Origin of the sequence: Propioniciclava sp. (assembly GCF_047602245.1) — a bacterium.
GTDB lineage: Bacteria > Actinomycetota > Actinomycetes > Propionibacteriales > Propionibacteriaceae > Propioniciclava.
This window is the reverse complement of record NZ_JASGHT010000001.1, coordinates 2,912,961-2,931,923: the sequence shown is the minus strand read 5'-3', so window position 1 is coordinate 2,931,923 and position 18,963 is coordinate 2,912,961. Positions and strand designations below refer to the sequence as shown.

Annotated in this window: 17 protein-coding genes and 1 pseudogene; 10 read left to right on the top strand and 8 right to left on the bottom strand. The window is 67.6% G+C overall.

Annotated features, from left to right (window positions below; all coding sequences use genetic code 11):
• Positions 1-95: 95 nt before the first annotated feature.
• From QM708_RS13925 to QM708_RS13915, 3 genes are all read left to right on the top strand, one after another.
• Positions 96-287 carry a hypothetical protein gene (locus QM708_RS13925; protein WP_415109731.1) on the top strand — a complete coding sequence of 64 codons (192 nt, stop codon included), beginning with the start codon at positions 96-98 and terminating at the stop codon, positions 285-287.
• 162 nt (positions 288-449) lie between these two features.
• Positions 450-941 (top strand): APC family permease, encoded by a 492-nt coding sequence (locus QM708_RS13920; protein ID WP_415109728.1) that lies wholly within the window; start codon positions 450-452, stop codon positions 939-941.
• Between the two features lie 5 nt (positions 942-946).
• Positions 947-1,816, top strand: a complete 870-nt coding sequence (locus QM708_RS13915; RefSeq protein ID WP_415109725.1) for an APC family permease — start codon at positions 947-949, stop codon at positions 1,814-1,816.
• An 85-nt stretch (positions 1,817-1,901) separates the two neighbouring features.
• Here the strand turns inward: QM708_RS13915 and QM708_RS13910 are convergent, their stop codons facing one another.
• Positions 1,902-3,431 carry a carboxylesterase/lipase family protein gene (locus QM708_RS13910; RefSeq protein WP_415109722.1) on the bottom strand — a complete coding sequence of 510 codons (1,530 nt, stop codon included), beginning with the start codon at positions 3,429-3,431 and terminating at the stop codon, positions 1,902-1,904.
• A 130-nt stretch (positions 3,432-3,561) separates the two neighbouring features.
• Positions 3,562-4,458 (bottom strand): LysR family transcriptional regulator, encoded by an 897-nt coding sequence (locus tag QM708_RS13905; RefSeq protein ID WP_415109719.1) that lies wholly within the window; start codon positions 4,456-4,458, stop codon positions 3,562-3,564.
• A 70-nt stretch (positions 4,459-4,528) separates the two neighbouring features.
• Here QM708_RS13905 and QM708_RS13900 point away from each other — a divergent pair, with 70 nt between their 5' ends.
• Positions 4,529-5,614 carry a YeiH family protein gene (locus QM708_RS13900; protein WP_415109717.1) on the top strand — a complete coding sequence of 362 codons (1,086 nt, stop codon included), beginning with the start codon at positions 4,529-4,531 and terminating at the stop codon, positions 5,612-5,614.
• A gap of 68 nt (positions 5,615-5,682) precedes the next feature.
• Here the strand turns inward: QM708_RS13900 and QM708_RS13895 are convergent, their stop codons facing one another.
• Positions 5,683-6,021 (bottom strand): TfoX/Sxy family protein, encoded by a 339-nt coding sequence (locus QM708_RS13895; RefSeq protein ID WP_415109714.1) that lies wholly within the window; start codon positions 6,019-6,021, stop codon positions 5,683-5,685.
• Between the two features lie 261 nt (positions 6,022-6,282).
• Between QM708_RS13895 and QM708_RS13890 the strand changes: the two are divergent.
• Positions 6,283-6,528 (top strand): annotated as a pseudogene (locus tag QM708_RS13890) (GNAT family N-acetyltransferase); the annotation flags it as partial.
• A 244-nt stretch (positions 6,529-6,772) separates the two neighbouring features.
• Entirely contained in the window at positions 6,773-8,041 is a 1,269-nt protein-coding gene (locus QM708_RS13885) for a hypothetical protein (RefSeq protein ID WP_415109711.1), read from the top strand.
• A 64-nt stretch (positions 8,042-8,105) separates the two neighbouring features.
• Here QM708_RS13885 and QM708_RS13880 read toward each other — a convergent pair whose 3' ends face one another.
• Entirely contained in the window at positions 8,106-8,399 is a 294-nt protein-coding gene (locus tag QM708_RS13880) for a hypothetical protein (RefSeq protein ID WP_415109708.1), read from the bottom strand.
• A gap of 260 nt (positions 8,400-8,659) precedes the next feature.
• Between QM708_RS13880 and QM708_RS13875 the strand changes: the two genes are divergently transcribed.
• The 3 genes from QM708_RS13875 (at position 8,660) to QM708_RS13865 (ending at position 11,334) form a co-directional block, all read left to right on the top strand.
• On the top strand, positions 8,660-9,325 hold the full coding sequence (locus QM708_RS13875) for an SDR family NAD(P)-dependent oxidoreductase (protein WP_415109705.1): 666 nt from the start codon (positions 8,660-8,662) through the stop codon (positions 9,323-9,325).
• An 83-nt stretch (positions 9,326-9,408) separates the two neighbouring features.
• On the top strand, positions 9,409-10,365 hold the full coding sequence (locus tag QM708_RS13870; protein WP_415109702.1) for an alpha/beta hydrolase: 957 nt from the start codon (positions 9,409-9,411) through the stop codon (positions 10,363-10,365).
• Between the two features lie 72 nt (positions 10,366-10,437).
• Positions 10,438-11,334 (top strand): helix-turn-helix transcriptional regulator, encoded by an 897-nt coding sequence (locus tag QM708_RS13865; RefSeq protein WP_415109699.1) that lies wholly within the window; start codon positions 10,438-10,440, stop codon positions 11,332-11,334.
• A 55-nt stretch (positions 11,335-11,389) separates the two neighbouring features.
• On the opposite strand, the gene QM708_RS13860 is transcribed toward QM708_RS13865, so the two are convergent.
• The 4 genes from QM708_RS13860 to QM708_RS13845 form a co-directional block, all read right to left on the bottom strand.
• Positions 11,390-12,577 (bottom strand): MFS transporter, encoded by a 1,188-nt coding sequence (locus QM708_RS13860; protein WP_415109696.1) that lies wholly within the window; start codon positions 12,575-12,577, stop codon positions 11,390-11,392.
• A gap of 131 nt (positions 12,578-12,708) precedes the next feature.
• A complete protein-coding gene (locus tag QM708_RS13855) occupies positions 12,709-15,228 on the bottom strand; it encodes a glycoside hydrolase family 3 C-terminal domain-containing protein (RefSeq protein ID WP_415109693.1) in 2,520 nt (839 codons plus the stop codon).
• Between the two features lie 29 nt (positions 15,229-15,257).
• Complete coding sequence (locus tag QM708_RS13850) at positions 15,258-16,619, bottom strand: glycoside hydrolase family 1 protein (protein ID WP_415109690.1); 1,362 nt, start codon at positions 16,617-16,619, stop codon at positions 15,258-15,260.
• Positions 16,619-17,929, bottom strand: a complete 1,311-nt coding sequence (locus QM708_RS13845) for a PTS sugar transporter subunit IIC (RefSeq protein WP_415109687.1) — start codon at positions 17,927-17,929, stop codon at positions 16,619-16,621. The genes QM708_RS13850 and QM708_RS13845 overlap by 1 nt, the downstream gene beginning before the upstream one ends.
• A 419-nt stretch (positions 17,930-18,348) precedes the next feature.
• On the opposite strand from QM708_RS13845, the gene QM708_RS13840 reads away from it, so the two are divergent.
• A complete protein-coding gene (locus QM708_RS13840) occupies positions 18,349-18,930 on the top strand; it encodes a histidine phosphatase family protein (RefSeq protein ID WP_415109684.1) in 582 nt (193 codons plus the stop codon).
• Positions 18,931-18,963: the final 33 nt, after the last annotated feature.

The following is an 18,963-nucleotide window of genomic DNA, read 5'->3' as shown; positions in this document are numbered from 1 at the left end:
GACCGGGGTCGAGGGGGGACGATCGTCCGAGCTCAGCGTCAGTGCCGAATACGTCACACGAATCGTCGCCGGAGCGGCTGACCGAGATGATTCGTGTGACAATCTCGGCACTTTCGGCGACGGCGTCAGGGTTGTCGCAGGCCAGTTTGATCCGGCAGGGCATCGAGCAGGTGATTCAGGACCACCTAGGCGTCCGCCCCAAGATGAAGGCACGCACCCATGCGCCCGCGTTGGTGGGACGCACCGACGAACTGCTCGCCGGCCTGGGCAGCGACGCCACATCGTGAGGCTGGTGGCGGGCACCGTCGCCACGATCAACTCGCCCGAGCCCGGCCTTGCCGAGCGCTGGGAGGCTCTGCGGGCTCGCTGCGTAACAGCCACGTCAACTCTGCGTTTCAGGTGCGTCAGCGCCCTATTCCGGGCTCCTCATCCGTGGGACCGTCGTGTTCATGACGGACTTGATGGAAAGACCCGCCAGCGGTGAAAAGACGACCCTGAAACGCAGCATTACCACCTTGTTGCTGTTCTTCTTCATCGTCGGCGACACTCTCGGAGCAGGAATTTACACCCTGGTCGGAAGCATGGCACAGGACGTCGGCGGCGCCATCTGGGTGCCTCTGCTGATCGCCCTGGTGTTGGCCTTGCTCACCGCCGGAACCTACGCCGAGTTGATCACCAAATACCCCCATGCCGGCGGCGCCGCACGCTATGCCGAGCGCGCATTCAACAAGCCCTACATCACGTTCCTCATCGGTTTTCTGATGCTGTCCTCGGGCATCACCACGGCCGCCGCGCTCGCGAACGCGTTCGCGGGCGACTACCTGCAGGCGCTGGTCAGCGTTCCGCCGGTGCCGGTCACCCTCGGCTTCATCGCGTTGCTGATCGCGGTCAACCTGCGCGGCGTCAAGGAATCGCTGATGGCAACGTCGGAGCCACCCTGATCGAGATGAGCGGCCTGGTCATCATCATCGTCGTGGCCGCCCTGGTCATCGGCGGAGGCGGCGGCGACCTCAGCCGCGCCACTACCTTCGCCGAAGGCGTCCCGGCGATGAGCGGCGCGTTCGCGGCGTCCATCACCGCCTTCTTCTCGTTCCTCGGCTTCGAGGCCGCCGCCAACATGGCCGAAGAGGTCAAGGACCCGGCCAAGTCCTACCCGAAGGCGCTGTTCGGCGCGATCCTGACCGCGGGCGTGGTCTACCTGCTGATCGCGCTGAGCGCCGGCATCGTGGTGCCGACCGATCAGCTCGCTGCCTCCCAGGGACCGCTGCTCGAAGTAATCAAGGCCTCCGGCATCGCCTTCCCGCCGTGGCTGTTCGCCGCCATCGCGCTGGTCGCCATCGGCAACGGCGCCCTGCTGTTCATGGTGATGGCCAGCCGGGCCACCTACGGCCTGGCCGAGGCGCACCTGCTGCCGCCGGTCTTCGGGCAGATCGCCCCCACCCGCCGCACCCCGTGGGTCGCCATCCTGGTCGTCGGCGCCGTCACGATGGGGATGAGCTTCATCGGCGACGTCGGCATGCTCGCCGACACCACCGTGCTGCTGCTGGTGCTGGTCTTCATCTCGGCGAACCTGTCGGCGCTGATCCTGAAGAAGGACAAGGTCGCGCACCAGCACTTCGTGGCACCCAAGATCGTGTCGATCCTCGCGCTGATCGCCAGCGTCCTCCTGCTCACCCAGCAGAGCACCATCACCTGGATGATCGGCGGCGGCTACATCATCGCCGGCACCGCGCTCTTCTTCATCGCGCAGGCCCTGAACAGGCGCGCAGGCATCAAGCCCGACACCGCCAACCTGGACGCCGAACCTCCGTCCTGATCACTCACCCCTGCTGACCACCCTCCGATCGGCGCCTCCACGACATCTTCGTTCGTGGGGGCGCCGGCCACGCGCCACGAGTCACTCAAGCAGGAGACGAAACGAGTGCGGCCACCGAGGCGTAGGCGTCCGGCATGTCGCGGGACGGGACGTCGTAGACGCGGCTGATCCTGGTCTCCTCGTCGTAGCGCGGCCACCCCGCCTCGCCGTGCGTGACGAACCGGACGGCCGCCGCGTGCACCTCGTCCGCGAGCGCCTGGGGCGGGTTCGGCCCGGCGAGCGGTTCCATCGCGGGACCGTCGAGGCAATCGAAGAAGAACGGCACGTCCACGCAGTGCTCGGCGAAGCCGAAGGTGCCGGACGGCCAGGAGAACCGGTAGACCCAGGTGGACGCCTGACCGCGCGCGGCGGCGGTGGTGAGGACGCCGACGCGGAACATGCGATCGGTCAGCAGCCGTCCGGCCAGACGCACCTTGCCGAGCGCGGCGACGTCCGAGTTGTCGCGCAGGTACTGCGGGCGCACCTTCCCGCGAAGACCGAGCTTCTTCAGCAGCAGGAACTGCGGAACCCAGCGCAACGCGTCCTCGGCTTGGGTGAACGCCATCGTGAACTCGTCGTCGGTCGCCCCGAGGACGAGCGGTTTGCCGACGCCGATCCCCTGGCGGAGGGATTCGGCGGTCGGCCGGAGGATGAGTTCGCCGTCGACCACGGGGCCGAGCGGAAGACCGTTCTCGACCACTTCGGTGAGCGCCTCCGGGCCGAGGTCGGCCGCCTTCTTCTGGATCTGGAGGATCCGTTCCTCGGGCAGCGAGGCGAAGCCGGCCCTGGTCGGTTCGACCCCGGCCTCGCGCGCGAGCCCCTCGCTGAACGCCCGCGCCCGCGCAACCGGCACGTCGGCGACGGCACCCGAGATCGCATAGACGCCGTGGAACAGGTGCTGCGCACACTCCATGCCGAGCAGGGTGAGCACCGCTCCCCCGCCCGCGGACTGCCCGGCGATGGTGACCCGGCCTGGATCCCCACCGAAGGCGGCGATATTGCGCTGCACCCATTCGAGCGCGTGCAGCCAGTCACGGACGCCCCGGTTGGACGGGGCGCCCTCGATCCAGCCGAAGCCGTCGAAGCCGAGCCGGTAGGAGATCGTCACGGTCACCACCCCGTCCCGGTTGAAGTTGCGGCCGTCATACCAAGGGCTCGCCGGCGATCCGGCGGTGAACCCGCCTCCGTGAATCCAGACCAGGACGGGCAGCGCCTTCTCCGCGGGCGCCCCGGGTGTGGGCGTGAAGACGTTCACATTGAGCGTGCTGGAGCCTTCGACGGACGGTTCGGGAATGAGCGTGATGCCCGGATCACCGCGCTGGGCGGTCGCGCCGTAGTCGAGCACGTCGAGGCACCCCTGCCAGGGCGCCTTGGGAACCGGCGCCGCGAAACGCAGTTCGCCGACGGGCGCCTCGGCGATCGGAATCCCGAGAAAGGCTGCCGAACGAGGTAGCCCGCGCCCGCCGGTGGTGGACCGCCAGCGCCCCCGCACGGCACCGGCGTCCGTGCTCACCTCGACGAACTCGACGCCGCGCGGCTCATCGGGCCGGCCACGGTGGACCTCGCCCGTTCTCATCTCGGCAAACTCGGCGTCACCCTCGCCTCCGGTACCCGCAAGGGATGCCTTCTCGTCCCGCATCGCTCGCTCCGCTCCGGCGTCCACGCCATTGAGGGACGCCGCGACCACAGTAAACCCGCGCCCGCGGTCACCGGGGCCGGTTCGCGATTCCCACCAGTTGCGCGGCCGTGCCGCGGAGCTGGCGCCGGCCCCGCCACACGGCAGTCAGCGGACGCCGCAGGTGGGCGTCCCGTAGTGGCACCCGGTGCAACTCACCGGTGGTGAGCTGGGAACGCACCGCCAGCAGGCTCAGTACCGCCGGCCCCGCTCCCGCCGCGACCGCGACGCGCACCGCGGCGTTGCTCGACAGCACCTGCGCCGGTTCGGCCAGCGGCAGACCGTCCAGCAACTCCTCGAACGCATCCCGGGTGCCGGAGCCGTCTTCGCGCACCACCAACGGCGTGGCCGCCACCTCGCGCAGTGTCACCCCGCCGGGCCGGGCCGTCCACGGGTGATGAGGGGCGACCACGACGGCGAGTTCGTCGTGCCGGACGACCTGCGTGTGCAGCGCGCGGGGCAGGTGCGGGGTCTCGATGAAGCCAAGCGGAAGGCGTCCCTCACCGACCCCCTCGATGACCTGGGTCGAGTTGAGCACCTGCACGTCGACGCGAACGCGGGGCTCGATGCGTCGCAGGCCGGCGAGCCAGGCCGGCAGCAGGTTCTCGGCGATGGTCATGCTGGCGCCCAGGTGGAAGTCGATCACGCCGTGCTCGCGGGCGTGCTGCAGCCAGTCGGTGAACTCCTGGGCGCTGTCGAGCAGCGTCCTGGCGTGGGCGGCGAAGATCAGGCCGGCGGAGGTGGGGCGCGAGCCGCGCGGGTGCCGCTCGAGCAGGGGCACGTTCGCCTCGGCCTCCAGCTGGGCGATCATCCGGCTGGCGTTCGGCTGGTACATGCCCAACTTGCGTGCGGCGGCGCCGAGGCTGCCCTCGTCGACCACGGCGACGAAGAGGGCGAGCGCTTGAAGGTTGGGAAGGCCGTAAGCCATATCACGATCATATGGCCTGAGTGCGGATTGCCGTCTACCGGCCGGCCCCCGTTCCCACAAGCATGGTGGGGTGCCGCTGTTGAAGACGTTCCCGCGTCCGTCCACCTCGCCCACGGCCGTGATCGCGCCAGGGCTCGCCTTGTGCCTGGCCGCGGCGGGCGTCGCCTACCTGCTGACCCTGCTTCTTCCTGGGGTGAGCCCGCTGATCCTCGCCATCACCTTCGGCGCGCTCGCCGCGAACGCGCTCACCCTTCCCGCGTGGATCAGCCCGGGAGTGGCCTTCTCGTCGAAGAAGCTGCTGCGGGCGGGCATCGTGCTTCTCGGGCTGAAGCTGGCGCTCACCGACATCGTCGGGCTCGGGTTGCCGCTCATGGTGGTCATCGTCTGCATCGTGGCGGCGGGGATCACCGGCACCGTGCTGATCGGGCGGGCACTGAAGGTGCCCGAGGGGCTCACCCTCCTGATCGCATGTGGTTTCTCGATCTGCGGCGCCGCCGCCGTGGCGGCGGTCGCCGGCGTAACCGACCCGGACGAGCGGGCGGAGGAGGACACCGTGACCGCGGTGGCTTTGGTGGTGGTCTTCGGGACGCTGATGATCCCGCTGCTTCCGCTGTTCGCCGGGCTGCTGGGCCTGGATTCGGTGACGGCCGGGTTGTGGGCGGGCGGCTCCCTTCACGAGGTCGCTCAGGTGGTGGCCACCGGGGAGGCCATCGGCGGTAGCGCGCTGGCCGTGGCCGTCGTCGTGAAGCTAGGCCGAGTGCTTCTGCTCGCGCCCGTCGCGGCCGTCCTCAGCGTCCGGGAGCGGCAGGCCGTTCGCGGCACTCGTCCGCTCGGCGGGGCCGGCGATCCCGGGCGCGATGCCGGGTCGGCGTCCGGTCAGGTGGGCGGAACGTTGCCGCCGCTGGTGCCGGTGTTCGTCGTCGGCTTTGTGGCCATAGTGGGCCTGCGTTCCTTCGTTCCGTTGCCGCCGGCCGTGCCGGAGGCCGGCGCGCTCGCGCAGACCTGGTTGCTGTCGGCCGCGATGTTCGCGCTCGGATGCGGGATCAAGGTGCGCACTCTCACCCATGTCGGCATCCGGCCGTTCGTCCTCGCGGCCCTGTCGACGGTCCTGGTCAGCGTGGTGGCGCTCGTCGGCGTCCTGCTGGCGACCCACTGAGCCAAAGCGCCGACCGGGCAAGCCGAGGCAGCTTGCTTGAGTTCTGACAAGCGCGCCGTCGGCATGCGTCAGCTGGTCAGCGTCCGGTTGTGCGCCAGGGCGACCTCGACCCAGAAGGCAAGATCCTCATCATCGGCGAGGGTGCCGGCGGCGACTTCGATCCAGCCCGGTCCCATGTCACGGCCCGGCCCCATCTCGGCTTGTGCTGCTCCTGGGCGGGTGAGGAGTTCGTCGTGCCGCTCGGCGGGCACGCGTACGAGAAGGCCGCCGTCTTTCAGGGCGCTGACGATCATCTTCTCGTTGACCATGACCGAACGCCCACCGAACATCGACACCTCCCGCATCGCCGGCTGACCGGCGAGGAGGTGGCGGAGCCGATCGATCAGGGCGTCTTGCTCGGGCGTCATCGCGACCTCCCTCGTTCCGGATCAGTCACCGACGGCCACCGCCGCGGCGCCGGAGCGTCACCTCCGCCCCGCTGATTCCGGCGAGAGTACCGCGGCCTTGCCCGATCGCGACATGCCGTCGGCGGCGGGATCGCCGCAGGAGTGGTCGAAATCTATGTCCAGTTTGAAGGCGGCCTCCCGCGACAAGGGGTGATGCTCACAGCCGTGAATCTGGAATGAGATTTCGACCATCGAGTAGCGTCACCGCATGCCGCGCACGCCCGGCGCGGGTATGGGCGCGCTCTGGTCGCTGCGACTATCGACGAGGCGACCGCGCGCGGGTTCGAGCGGATGACGCTGCGCACCTTCGCCGGCATCCCCTGGAACGCGCCGTTCTACGCCGCCCTCGGGTTTGAGGAACGGCCGGCACCCGGTGACCACTTCCATGCCGCGCTCGTCGCCGCCGAGGAGCGCCTGGGGCTCCTCCACCAGGGCCGGCGCGTTCACATGGAACTCGCCCTCGATTAGCCACATCCCGCGCCGAGGTATCAAGCGGCCGGTTCGTTGCTCCTGGTGAACACAGGGCCACGCCGGACAGACCGGCGGGCCGCAAGGAGGACATCATGAGCTGGAGTGGTTGGTTCAACCTCGGTGCCCCCACCGGCGGCTTCGCCGGCGGGCTGGCGACGATCTCGCGCAACAACACCGTGTGCAACATCTACGTCCGCGGCAACGACAACAAGCTGTGGCAACGCGCCTACCACAACAACCAATGGCACCCTGGACCAAGCACGCCGACGGCGTGCTCGCATCGAAGCCGACCCTCGGTTCGATGGGCACCAATCACGAGCACGTCTTCGTCCGCGGCACCGACGGAAACGTCTACCAGAAGTACTGGCAGCACACCGTCGAACCGGTGGGCGAGCAGTCGTTCGGGGTGAGCGAGTGCGTGTACGGATGGACCGCGGCCTACCGGCAGGCCGGCTCACAGGTCACGGTGCGAATCCAGCTCAACCCCGACAACGGCATCTCGGCGGCGATGCTGGCCACCCTGCGCAACACCTGGCGCAACGGCATCATCAGCACCTGGTCGAACCGGTTCGAGTGCCGTGCACCCAACGGCGGCAAGCAGCCGATCACCTTCGACGTGCAATGGGTCACCTCCAACCCGCATCACGTCGTGCGCGTCCAACAGGGCCTCGCCCGGTCGAACATGACCACCTGGGACACCAGCGACACCGGCAACGTCGCCGCCCACGAGTTCGGGCACATGCTGGGTCATCCGGACGAGTACGCGGATTCCACCTGCCCGGGCCGCAATCCGGTGAGCACGGGTACGGTCATGGACGACAACACCGAGACGGTGGCCCGTCTCTACAACCGGATCTGCGGTTTCCACCGATCCGGCCACACCCCGGTGGGCGCGGCTCCCGAGCCCGGCGAAAACACGACAGAGGTGACGACGGTGCAACTCATCGACAACCTGAAGCCCGACATCCGCCTCAACGTGCTGACGCGGCTGCGGTCCATCGCCGAGGGCGACCCCGAGGTCACGGACGCCGAGGGCGCCCAGGTCACCTTCGAGGTGGTCGGCGGGGCGCCGGGCGAACGCTACGACTACGTCCTCAGCGTGCGCGGTGACGGAAGCGCCGAGCGGACGGTCGTGGACGAACTCGCGACCGCGACGGACGCCGGCGCCCCGGCCCCGCAGAGCACCTCAGGCTCCGTGGGTGAGGACGTCGCGGCGCGCGTCTTCGCCGCCGCCCGCGACGCCGGCCTGTTCGACGACGAGGCGCCCACGCTCCCGCGGGAGTCGTCCGCCATCCCGCCGGACTCGCTCGTCGCGATCGTCACCGTCCGCGACGGCGACTCCGTGCGGCGGCTGGTGATGCCGGCCGATGATCCGTCCGTGTCCGGCGGACCGCTCGGCGACGATGTAGTCGACGTTCCGCTGTCGACGGCCATGCGACTGCCGTCGGAGTCGTTCGGGGTGATCGAGTCCCTCCTCGGTGCGCTGCGCGAGGCCGAGTCGGCGCTGTGAGTCACCTTGTCCCCCGGCCCTCCGGATTCCCGGACGGGCCGGGGACGAGCACGGCCGGCAGGGTTCATGCCAACAGTGCGCGGGCCCTGTCCATGACGGATTTGCCGTCCATCATCCCGTAGGTGCGCCGCTCGATGATCTCGAACTTCTTGCGGCGGGGAACGGTGATCGCCTCGATGCGCTTGATCTCGAAGCCGATCTGGGGCCCGATCATCACCACGTCGTAGTGGTCGATCTTGGCCTCGAGTTCGTACAGCCCCACGGCATCGACGGCATCGCCGGGCCCGCACTCGTTGCGCATCCGCACCGCCAGGATGCTGGTGGACATCCCACCACCGCACACCAACAGGACCCTCATCCCAGCCTCGCTCCCTCGCGCGAATACGGCGTCCGGAGCACCTCGGCAGAAGCACCCGGCGCGGCTCGACGCGATCGGTTGAATCGTAGCCACCCGATCGCGCCCGGCGTCGCAAGAATCGACCACTCAACGGTGGTTGCGGGCGACCCAACCACCGTTGAGTGGTCGATTCTTGCGACCGTCCGGATCAAGGGGCCATTGCTCATCGGGGTACTCAGAGGAACTCCCTCGCAACCGGCATCGCGCCTACCGTCGTGGGTATGACAGTCATCGCCATCGTCGGCGCCGGTCCCGGACTGGGTCGCGCCACCGCAGCCAGGTTCGCGCGCGAAGGGTTCGCGGTCGCCCTCCTCTCGCGTAACAAGGAGAAACTGGACGGCCTCGTCGCCGATCTCGCGTCGCACGGTGTGACCGCCGCCGCCTTCCCCGCCGATGTGCACGACCGCGACGGCCTGACCGCCGCCTTGAATACCGCGGCCGGCGAACTCGGCCCGATCGAGGTGCTGCAATACAGCCCGGTCCCCCGCAAGGACTTCCTACGCCCGGTCCTGGAGACGACGCCCGAGCACCTCGCGTCCGCCGCGGAGTTCTCGATCCTTGCGCCGGCCGCGGCCATCACGCAGGTACTCCCCGGCATGACCGAGCTGGGACGCGGGACCATCCTGCTGGTGAACGGTTCCAGCGCCGCTCGGCCCAACGGCAAGGTCGCCGGCACGTCGGTCGCCTTCGCCGGCGAGTCCGCCTACGGCCAGATGCTGCACGAGGCCCTCACGCCGCAGAACATCCATGTCGGCCAACTGATCATCCCCGGCGCCATCGGTGGCGGGGATCCGCTGTACGCCCCGGACGCCCTCGCCGACCGCCTGTGGCGCATCCACGCCGAGCGTGGCGCCTTCCGCACCACCGTCGGTGCCACCCTCGCCTGAGCCGCAGAACCCACAGGCGCCCCCTCGGCGAGCACGCCACACGACCGCCCATCACCACCGAAGAAATAAGGAGCACGCCCATCATGGCTTTGCATGACGACGGCTATACGTTCGCACTCGCAGACGACGTCACTCGGACGCCCGTGCGCTACACCAACCGCTACGGCATTGAGATCGCGGCCGACCTGTACACCTCGAAGGCACTGGACGAGACCGCAACCCACGCGGCGGTCGTGATCGGCCCTCCACACGGTGGCGTGAAAGAGCAGGGCCCCGGTGTCTACGCCAACGAACTAGCCAAGGCCGGTTTCGTGGCCATCGCGTTCGACCCGTCGTACAACGGCGAAAGCGGCGGTGAACCACGCCACGTCACCTCTCCGGAGATATTCGCCGAGGACTTCAGCGCCGGCGTCGACTACGCCGGCGGCCTTCCCTATGTCGACCGCGAACGCATCGGCGTCCTGGGCATCTGCGGCAGCGGCGGATTCGCGCTCTCCGCCGCCCAGGTCGACCCGCGGATCAAAGCCGTGGTGACCTCCGCGATGTACGACATCAGCGGCGTCAAGCGCAACGGCTGGGAGAACAAGGGCACCGACGAGGACCGCCGCACCCCACTGCGGGCGATCGCCGCGCAACGCTGGGCGGACGTGGACGCCGGACACCCAGCCCTCCAGACACCGTTCCCGAAGGAGTTCCGTCCCGAGGGACTCTCTCCGACCACGGCGGAGTTCCACGAATACTACGTCACCGAGCGCGGCCATCATCCACGCTCCATCGGCGCTTTCACCATCACCAGTGAGGCAGCGCACATCAATTTCGGCGAGTTGCGCTGGTTGACCGACATCGCGCCGCGCCCGATCCTGCTGATCACAGGTGACCGGGCACACTCCCGCTATTTCAGCGAGGACGTCTATGCCCAGGCCGCAGAGCCGAAGGAACTCGTCGTGATCCCGGGCGCGCGTCACATTGACCTGTACGACGACACCGCCCTGATCCCGTTCGACAAGATCGTCGCGTTCTACACCGACTGCTTGAGGTGAGCCGGCCGGTCGCTCAAGGGGGGCATATCCTCTCCCTCCTTGAGCTTCCCGGCGGCGCCTACCGTTGGTGTCATGGACAATCGCGCCGACATCCGTAGCTTCCTCGCCAGCAGGCGCGCACGGCTCACCCCCGAACAGGTCGGACTGCCCACGAGCGCCCGGCGGCGGGTGCCGGGACTGCGCCGCGAGGAGGTCGCGGTGCTGGCCGGAGTGAGCACCGAGTGGTATATCCGCCTCGAGCGGGGCCACATCAGCGGGGTGTCCGAAGAGGTGCTGGACGCGGTCGCCGAGGCTCTGCGCCTTGACGACGAGGAACGCGCCTATCTGCTCGATCTGGCCCGCGCGGCCAAGCCGTCGCATCGCCAGGCGACTCGGCGCCGCGAAGTACCACTGGCGCCGCAGGTGCAGTGGATGCTCGATTCGGTCACCTTGTCGGCCGCCTATGTCCGCAATGGACGCCTCGACGTGATCGGCTCCAACGCGCTCGGCCGGGCGCTGCATTCGCCCATGTTCGACAGCCCGACCACGGTGAACGGACGCCCCAACTTCGCTCGCTACTTCTTCCTCGACGACACCTCCCGCGACTTCTTCGTCGACTGGGAATCAGGCGCCGGCGCGACGGTCGCGCTGCTGCGCACCGAGGCCGGGCGCGAGCCACACGACAAGGCCTTACGCGAACTCGTCGGAGAACTCTCCACGATGAGCGAGGAGTTCCGGTCGTTTTGGGCCTCGCACGAGATCCGCTCCCGGCACGAGGGCATCAAGCGACTGCACCATCCCGAGATCGGCGAGGTCGAGTTGAGCTACCAAACCGTCGACCTGCCACTGGGACGCCGCGCCTGGCACGACCTGTCGTTCTACACCGCCGAGCCGGGCAGCCCGAGCGAGGAACGCTTGAAGATGCTGGCGAGCTGGAAGGCACCGGACGCCGCCGCCGACCGCCAAGTGCCGAAGCCCCACTGCTGCTAGCGCCATCCGAAACGAGGCCCGGCAGCCAGGTGGCTGCCGGGCCTTTTCAGGTACGTCAGCGACGGGGATGCCTCGCGAGGATGCCGAGCGGCAAGAAGTAGAGGACGCCGATGACGGCGCCGACCACGACCGGACCGGTGGCGCCCAGCGAGGATTCGATCGCGAAGCCGGCGACCCAGGTGCCGATCGCGGTGCCGACGTTGAACATCGAGGTGCACATCGCCGAGGCCAAGGTCGGGGCGTCCTTGGCGTAGCCGACGGCCTTGCCGATCAGGACGGGGTTGGTCGACATGCCGAACAGGCCCAGCAGGATCAGCAGCACCACCGCGGGCACCGCCGCACGAGACAAGAAGACCAGCGCAACCAGGACGACGAAGGTCGCGGTTGCTGATCCCCACAGCAACCCGAACGGGTTGCGGTCACCGACGCGTCCGCCGACATAGGAGCCGATCGCCGCGCCCAGGCCGTACACGACCAGGATCAGCGGCACCGCGGAGTTGGGCAGCCCGGCGACGTCGGTGACCAGCGGCGAGATGAAGCTGTACACCGTCAAGGCTGAACCGGTCACCACCGCACAGCACGCCAGCACCAGCAGGACGCGGCCGTCGCGCAGCGCCTTCAACTCCGACGCCAGCGAGGGCGGGGTCTGGCCGGGAGCATCAGCCGGGATCAACCGGTAGACCGCGAACGCACCCACGACGGCGAGGACGGCCAAGGCCCAGAAGGGTCCGCGCCATCCGATCGCCTGCCCGGCGAACGAGCCGAGCGGGACGCCGAGGACGTTCGCCACCATGCCGCCGCCCAGCACGATGCCGACGGCCCGCGATGCCATGGCGACCCCTGCGGTCTGCGCCGCCACCACCGCGGCGACCGCCCAGAACCCACCGGTGGCCAGCGCGGTCAGGAAGCGGGCGGCCAGGATCAGTGTGTAGTCCCCGGCCGCGGCGACGATGACGTGCCCGGCCGAGAAGACGATCAACGACAATCCCAAGGCCACGCGCCGTGACAGCTTCAAGGTGATCGCGGCCATCGCGGGGGTTCCGACGATCATGCCGATCGCGAAGATCGTGATCATCAGCCCGGTCTGGGCGATCGAGATGCCGAGGTCGGCGGCGATCTCGGGCAGGATGCCCGCGACGATGAACTCCGAGGTGCCCATCAGGAACACGCCGGCCGCCAAGACGTAGGTGACGAGAGGGAGTCGCGCGGTGGCGTCCGCCACCGGCTGGGTACTGGGTGACAAGGAAGACTTCCTTTGATCGGGTGATCGAACTCGAATCGAGTGAATCAGGCTCGCGCTCAATGCAGGAGAGCGAACCCATCGGGGGTACAGCCAACACCCCCGATGGGTTCATCACAGGCGAGCACCGATGATCAGGACGTCCGGAGCCGTGCCCGGATGTCTCCGAGTCCTCGGGCAATGAGAAGGTCACCCTCCGTCAGGCGCACCCAGCCGTGCGTGCCCTCATCCCACGAGCGGAACAGGCCATCGTCACAGATGATCGTGACCACGGAGGTCCGCCCCGGTTCCACATCGACGCCTGCGTAGCCGGCGAGCCGGATCGGCTGCGCGGGATCAGCCGGCCGGAAGTAGACCTGCACCACCTCGTGCGACGCACGTTCGCCGGTGTTCGTGACGTCGACCCGCACGATCGGTGCTTCCGCCTCGCCCGGCAACACCCGGGCGTTCGCGTACCCCCAGGTTCCATAGCCGAGACCATGACCGAACCAGAACAGCGGCTCCGGCGCGAGCCCATCGAAGTACCCGCGGTACCCGATCGCCACCCCTTCGCTGTAGGTCACCGCGAGGTTCTCGTCCGGAGTCACCTCCCACGCGGGCGTCGCGCCGTCGGCGCGCGGATAGCTGGTGACCAGCCGGCCCGTCGGCTCGGCAACGCCGAGCAACACATCCGCGATCGCGTCGCCCGCCTCCTGCCCTGGCAGTCCCGCGATCAGGACGGCATCCACATCGTCGATCCACGGCATCAGGACGGGCGTCGCCGCATTGACCACGACGATCGTGCGCTCCGCGGCCGCCGCAACCCGCCGGACGAGCTCATCCTGGCGCCCGGGCAGGACGAGCGTCTGCTTGTCGTGTGCCTCTGTTTCGTCCTCATCGGTGAGACCCACCACCACGATCGCGGTGCCGGCGTCGCGCGCGGCCGCTTCCGCCTCGGCGAGCGCATCGTCGTCGGTGCGGGTGCGCTGCTCCGCGACCAGGGCCACGGTGCCGAACGTGCCGGTCACCAGCAAGTGGCTCTCTTCGGCGATGTCGAGCTGAGGGTTCGCCGCGAACAACGCCTCCCAGTTCACCCGCTCGATCTCCAACCGGAGCGTGAGCAAGGCGCCTGCGGGCAGGTCGAGCGTCTCGACGAACGAGGGCGGGCGCAGCATGGCTTCGGCCGGCTCCACCGTCGTGATCGGCATCTCGCGGCGGATGACCTTGCCGTTCTCGGCGGTCAGCGTCAGCACCCCGTTCGCGATGCCGCCCACACGCACCGGGCCATCGTGGTTGCGCAGACGCACCGTCACCTCGACGGCGGTGGGCTTCTCCTCGAAGTCATCGTCGAACCCGACCGTGATCGTCGTGCCAGGTTCGTGTCTCGTGGCGATCTCGCGTCCATCAGCGGCGAAGAACGTCACGCGCATGCCGTCCTCGCCGGTGACCGGATCGGTCACGAACCCCAGTTCGGCAGGCAGCGGACGCGTGCGCACCTCCACTCCGTCCACGACGCCGACGCGATCGCCCAGGCGTGCGCGGAGGGCGTCCGCCACACTCGTGAGGTGGGGCGGGTTCACGTGAGCGGATCCACCGCCCATTCCCTGAGTGTCCACCGCATGGCGTCCGGCCAGCACGACCGGTCCGGCGCCGTCCCACGGCAGCAGGCCGCCCTCGTTCTTCACCAGCACCATGCCGCGGATGGCGATCCGGCGCAGCTGTTCGCGCCGTTCGGCTGAATCGGGAAGCGGCAGGTCTGCCTCATCATCGCGTTCGCCGGTGCCGGACGCCTCAAGTGCGCCGGTGCGCTCAGCCAGCAGGAGCAGCCGGTCGAGGTGATCGTCGACCGTCGCCTCCGCCACCTCACCGCGGCGCACAGCCGCCACCAGCCGGTCGCCCCACGGACCGTCCGGGCCGGGCATGATCAGGTCGAGCCCAGCGTTGGCCGACGGCACGGTCCTCTTCACGGCGAACCAGTCGCTCATGATGAGCCCGTCCCAGTCCCACTCGTCCTTGACGATGCGCTGCTGGATCTCGGCATGTTCGGTGGCCGTCGTCCCGTTGATGTCGTTGTAGGCGGCCATCATCGACCAGGCGTCGGCGTCCTGCACCGCCATCTCGAACGGCAGCAGGTACACCTCACGGAGCGCCTTCTCACTGACGCGCGAGTCGACGAAGTTGCGCAGTGTCTCGGACTCGTTCGCCACGAGATGCTTCAGGCACGCCGCCACGCCTCGCTCCTGCATGCCCCGCACATACGCGGCCGCGCTGCGGCCGGTGAGGTACGGGTCTTCGGAGTAGGCCTCGAACAGCCGTCCGCCGAGCGGGGAGCGATGCAGGTTGATCGTCGGCCCGAGCACGACATGGATGCCCTGCCGATGCGCCTCATCGGCCAGCATCCCGCCGACCTCCTCGGCGATCGCATCGTCCCATGAACCGGAGATCAGGGTCGCGTTCGGGAACAGCGCGACCGCCTCGCCGCCGGCGAATTTCAGTCCGCGCACGCCGGTAGGCCCGTCGGAGAACGCGAGCGGCGCCAGTCCGATCCTGTCGTTCCCGGGCAGGGTGAATGCGGTCTCACCGGTCAGTAGATGGACCTTTTCCTCCAGCGTCAACTGCGCAATCAACGGCCGTTGGCGCGCCAGCCCCTCACGGCGCATATTTCTCGTGTTCATGGGTCGCTCTTCCTTGAGTGTTCCGGTCGTCAGGTGAGGTCGGCGCCGTGTGAGTCGATGACCTTGCGGTACCAGTGGAAGCTCTTCTTCTTGATGCGGGCGAGGTCCTTTTCGGATTCGTTGTCACGGTTGACGTAGATGAAGCCGTATCGCTTGAGGAATCCTTCGTGGGTGGAGATGAGGTCGATGGCCGACCACGGGTTGTAGCCGAACACGTTCACTCCCGTGGTGATGGCCTGGCCCAGGGTGGTGAGGTGATCGCGCAGATACTCGATCCGGTAGTCGTCCTCAACGTGGCCGTCGACGAGTTGGTCGTAGGCGCCGAGCCCGTTCTCGGTGACGATCAACGGCAGCCCATAACGCGATTCGAGTTCTTGGGCGGTAGTCCGGAACCCGAGCGGGTCGATCGTCCATCCCCACTCGGTCGTGGGCAGGTTCGGGTTCGGCACCCGGCGTCCGGGCCCACGGATCGCCCCGGTCGCATCTTGCGGCGTTTCACCGGGCACGAACGTGATGGTGGAGGTGGTGTAGTAGTTGAACGCGATGAAATCCGGACGCCCGCTGCGGAGGATCTCCATGTCGCCGTCGGCGATCTCAAGTGTGTGCCCGGCGAACCGGATCGCGTCCAGAGCCATCGTGTTGTAGCGGCCGTACACGGCGGCGTCGAGGTAGAGCCACAGGTCGAGCGCGTTGGAGTACTGGGCGCACAGGACATCCTCAGGGGTCCCGTTCAGCGGCATCGCCAGCCCGATGTTCGGCGCGGGCCCGATCTTCGCCTCCGGCAGCACCTGATGACACAAGGCCATCACCGCGGATTGAGCAACCAGCATGTGATGGTTGGCCTGGTAGAGCGGGTAGTCCTCACTCGGCGTGCCGCCGGTCACGTTCTCGGGCACCATCGTCATCATGTTCTGCTCGTTGATGGTCTGCCAGTAGGTGATCTTGTCACCGAAGTGCTCGAACAACACCCGTGCGTACTCGACGAACGCGTCGATGGTGGCCCGGTTCGCCCACCCGCCCTGCTCGGCGAGTGCCTGGGGTAGGTCGAAGTGATAAACGGTCACCACCGGTTCGATGCCGTGGGCGCGGAGTTCGTCAATCAGTCGCGTGTAGAACTCGATACCCTTCGGGTTCACCTCGCCGACCCCGTCGGGAATGATCCGCGTCCAGGCGATCGAGAACCGGTACGCATTCAGGCCGAGTTCGGCGAACAACGCGACGTCCTCGATGTAGCGGTGATAATGATCCGAACACACCGTAAAGTCGGGGGTGCCTTCCGGGATCGGTTTCACGTCCTGGACGCTGGCGCCTTTACCGTCCTCACGCGAGGCGCCCTCAACTTGGTAGGCACTCGTCGATGCGCCCCATAAGAAATCCTTCGGGAATACCATCACAACGCCTCCTTCTTCGCAGCCTCAGCCTCATGCTCGGCATGCCTGGCCTGCTCGTTCTGGTACTCGATCAGGTCGGCCTTCCGCACGAAGGGCATGTAGATCAGGATCGCCACGATCAGTCCCGCGGCCTGCATCAAGGCTCCCTGCCAGCCCGCGATGACCGCGCCCTGGATGATCGGCGGAGTGGTCCAGGGAGCCAGCACGCCGGTGTACAGCGGCACCAGGCCGGTGTAGAGGCACACGTACTGCAGGACTCCCAGGACGACCGGGGTGATGATGAAAGGGACGCCCAAGATGGGGTTCATCACGACGGGCACGCCGAACATCAGCGGCTCGTTGATGTTGAACACACCCGGGAGGCCGCCGAGCCGTCCCATCATCTTGAAGTGAGCGGACTTCGCGAACAGCAGCATGCAGATCGCCAACGCGAGGGTCGACCCCACGCCACCGAAACTCATGCTCTCCAGGAACTGCTGGGTGACGATCTTGCCACCGTTGGCCAGGGTGAGCGCCTGACCTGAATCGAGAATCGCCTGATTGTCCGCCGTGTTCGCGAGGAGGAACGGGGTAAGCACACCGGACACGATCGAGGAGCCGTGAATACCGAAGAACCACAACAGCGGCGCCATCAGCTGGATGACGATCACGCCACCGAAGGTATCCGCCACCCCCTGGATCGGAGCCTGAAGTAACGTGTACAACGCCTCAAGCAGCGTCGTGTTGAGCGCACCCAGGACGCCGTACACGACGATCGCACCGGCCAGGATGACCACCGACGGGATCAGCGAGGTGAAGGCCGTAGCCACGTTCGGCGGCACACCGTCAGGCATCTTGATCGTGATGTTCTTCTTCAGGAACCAGCAGTAGACGAGGCCGACGACCAGGGCGATGATGATGCCGGAGATCATGCCCTGAGATCCGGTCCACTGCAGGGGCAGGACGTTCCCGATCGTCACTCCGTCCTCGTTGGTCACCTCACGCGGCATCAACAGGGCCATCACGCCCAGCGAGAGCATCGCGGGCGGCAGCGCCTGATAGCCCTGGTCGCGCACGTAGTTGTAGGTGATCGCGACACACGCCACGATCCCGAGCAGAGCGAACGTCGCGATGTACCCCCCGTTCAGCACGCCGCTCAGACCGATCGACTCGAGCCATTCGCCGTACCCGGGGAACGGGAGATTGGCCAGAAGGAGGAAGAGCGAGCCGACGATCGTGAGCGGCATCACGACCAGCATGCCGTTCTTCAGCGCCTGGAGGGGGCGCGTGTTCACGAACGCCATCACTGCGGGAAGAACTTTGTCATTCATGAATGTTCCTGGTGAGGTAGCCATGGGCCGACATCACTTCCTTTCGAAACCGGGATTGAGATCTCCGTCGATCACTGGCCTGGTGGGGCCGACTCACGATTCAAGCAAGCTCTCGATCCACGAGGGAGTCCCGCTGGATAGGGGTACTGGCGGTCTCCCCCATTTCTCCCCCGGCCGGGTGAACGAACCAGCATGGAGGCATGCGTGAGCACCCGGTTCACCGAGACGATGTTCGCTGCGCGGTCACCCGCCTACCGGTGGTCCGGCAGTACACCCATGACCTGACGCGAGGGCCGTAACGTAGAGGGCGTCGGGCGACCGGCGCCCGTGAGCGGCCCCCGAGCGCCGGATCGACCGAGCCACCCGCACCAAGACGGCTCGTCGCATCACAGCAGCGAACCAAGCACCGGAGGAGAACCATGAAGACGCTCTATCTCATGCGGCACGGGCAGACGCTGTTCAACGAACTGCACAAGATCCAGGGGTGGTGTGACTCACCCCTCACCGAACTCGGCGTCCGGCAGGCCCAGGTCGCGGCACGGTACTTCACCGAGAATCGGATCGAGATCCAAAGCGCCTATTGCTCCACCTCCGAACGCGCCTCGGACACCCTGGAGCAGATCACCGACCTGCCGTATGCCCGCCTGAAGGGATTGAAGGAATGGAACTTCGGCCGCTTCGAAGCCGAATCCGAATCCCTGAATCCCGCACTGCCGTACGGTGATTTCTTCGTTGCGTTCGGCGGCGAGGGTGAACAGGAATTCCGCAAGCGGATCGCCGACACGATCTTCGATCTGGTGTCGAAAGACCCCCACGACACCATCCTGGCCGTCTCCCACGGGGCCTCGTGCCGCCAGTTCATGCGCCACTGGGCGCACACGAGCGAGGTCGGCCAAAAGGGCCCGATCAGCAACTGCTGCGTGCTGAAGTTCGAGTTCGACGGCGCCACGTTCCGGCTGCTGGAGATCGTCAATCACGACTTCTCGTCGATCGACGGCTGACGGTTCCGGCCATCCGCCCGGCCCGCTCCAAAC

What these genes read in the sequence shown, in the direction of transcription:
- QM708_RS13895 (WP_415109714.1), bottom strand. Translation starts at nt 6,021, where the DNA reads ATGACGCCCGAGCAAGACGCCCTGATCGATCGGCTCCGCCACCTCCTC.
- QM708_RS13840 (WP_415109684.1), top strand. Translation starts at nt 18,349, where the DNA reads ATGAAGACGCTCTATCTCATGCGGCACGGGCAGACGCTGTTCAACGAA.
- QM708_RS13865 (WP_415109699.1), top strand. Translation starts at nt 10,438, where the DNA reads ATGGACAATCGCGCCGACATCCGTAGCTTCCTCGCCAGCAGGCGCGCA.
- QM708_RS13850 (WP_415109690.1), bottom strand. Translation starts at nt 16,619, where the DNA reads ATGGTATTCCCGAAGGATTTCTTATGGGGCGCATCGACGAGTGCCTAC.
- QM708_RS13875 (WP_415109705.1), top strand. Translation starts at nt 8,660, where the DNA reads ATGACAGTCATCGCCATCGTCGGCGCCGGTCCCGGACTGGGTCGCGCC.
- QM708_RS13905 (WP_415109719.1), bottom strand. Translation starts at nt 4,458, where the DNA reads ATGGCTTACGGCCTTCCCAACCTTCAAGCGCTCGCCCTCTTCGTCGCC.
- QM708_RS13885 (WP_415109711.1), top strand. Translation starts at nt 6,773, where the DNA reads ATGGCACCCTGGACCAAGCACGCCGACGGCGTGCTCGCATCGAAGCCG.
- QM708_RS13870 (WP_415109702.1), top strand. Translation starts at nt 9,409, where the DNA reads ATGGCTTTGCATGACGACGGCTATACGTTCGCACTCGCAGACGACGTC.
- QM708_RS13920 (WP_415109728.1), top strand. Translation starts at nt 450, where the DNA reads ATGACGGACTTGATGGAAAGACCCGCCAGCGGTGAAAAGACGACCCTG.
- QM708_RS13880 (WP_415109708.1), bottom strand. Translation starts at nt 8,399, where the DNA reads ATGAGGGTCCTGTTGGTGTGCGGTGGTGGGATGTCCACCAGCATCCTG.
- QM708_RS13915 (WP_415109725.1), top strand. Translation starts at nt 947, where the DNA reads ATGAGCGGCCTGGTCATCATCATCGTCGTGGCCGCCCTGGTCATCGGC.
- QM708_RS13845 (WP_415109687.1), bottom strand. Translation starts at nt 17,929, where the DNA reads ATGAATGACAAAGTTCTTCCCGCAGTGATGGCGTTCGTGAACACGCGC.
- QM708_RS13855 (WP_415109693.1), bottom strand. Translation starts at nt 15,228, where the DNA reads ATGAACACGAGAAATATGCGCCGTGAGGGGCTGGCGCGCCAACGGCCG.
- QM708_RS13910 (WP_415109722.1), bottom strand. Translation starts at nt 3,431, where the DNA reads ATGAGAACGGGCGAGGTCCACCGTGGCCGGCCCGATGAGCCGCGCGGC.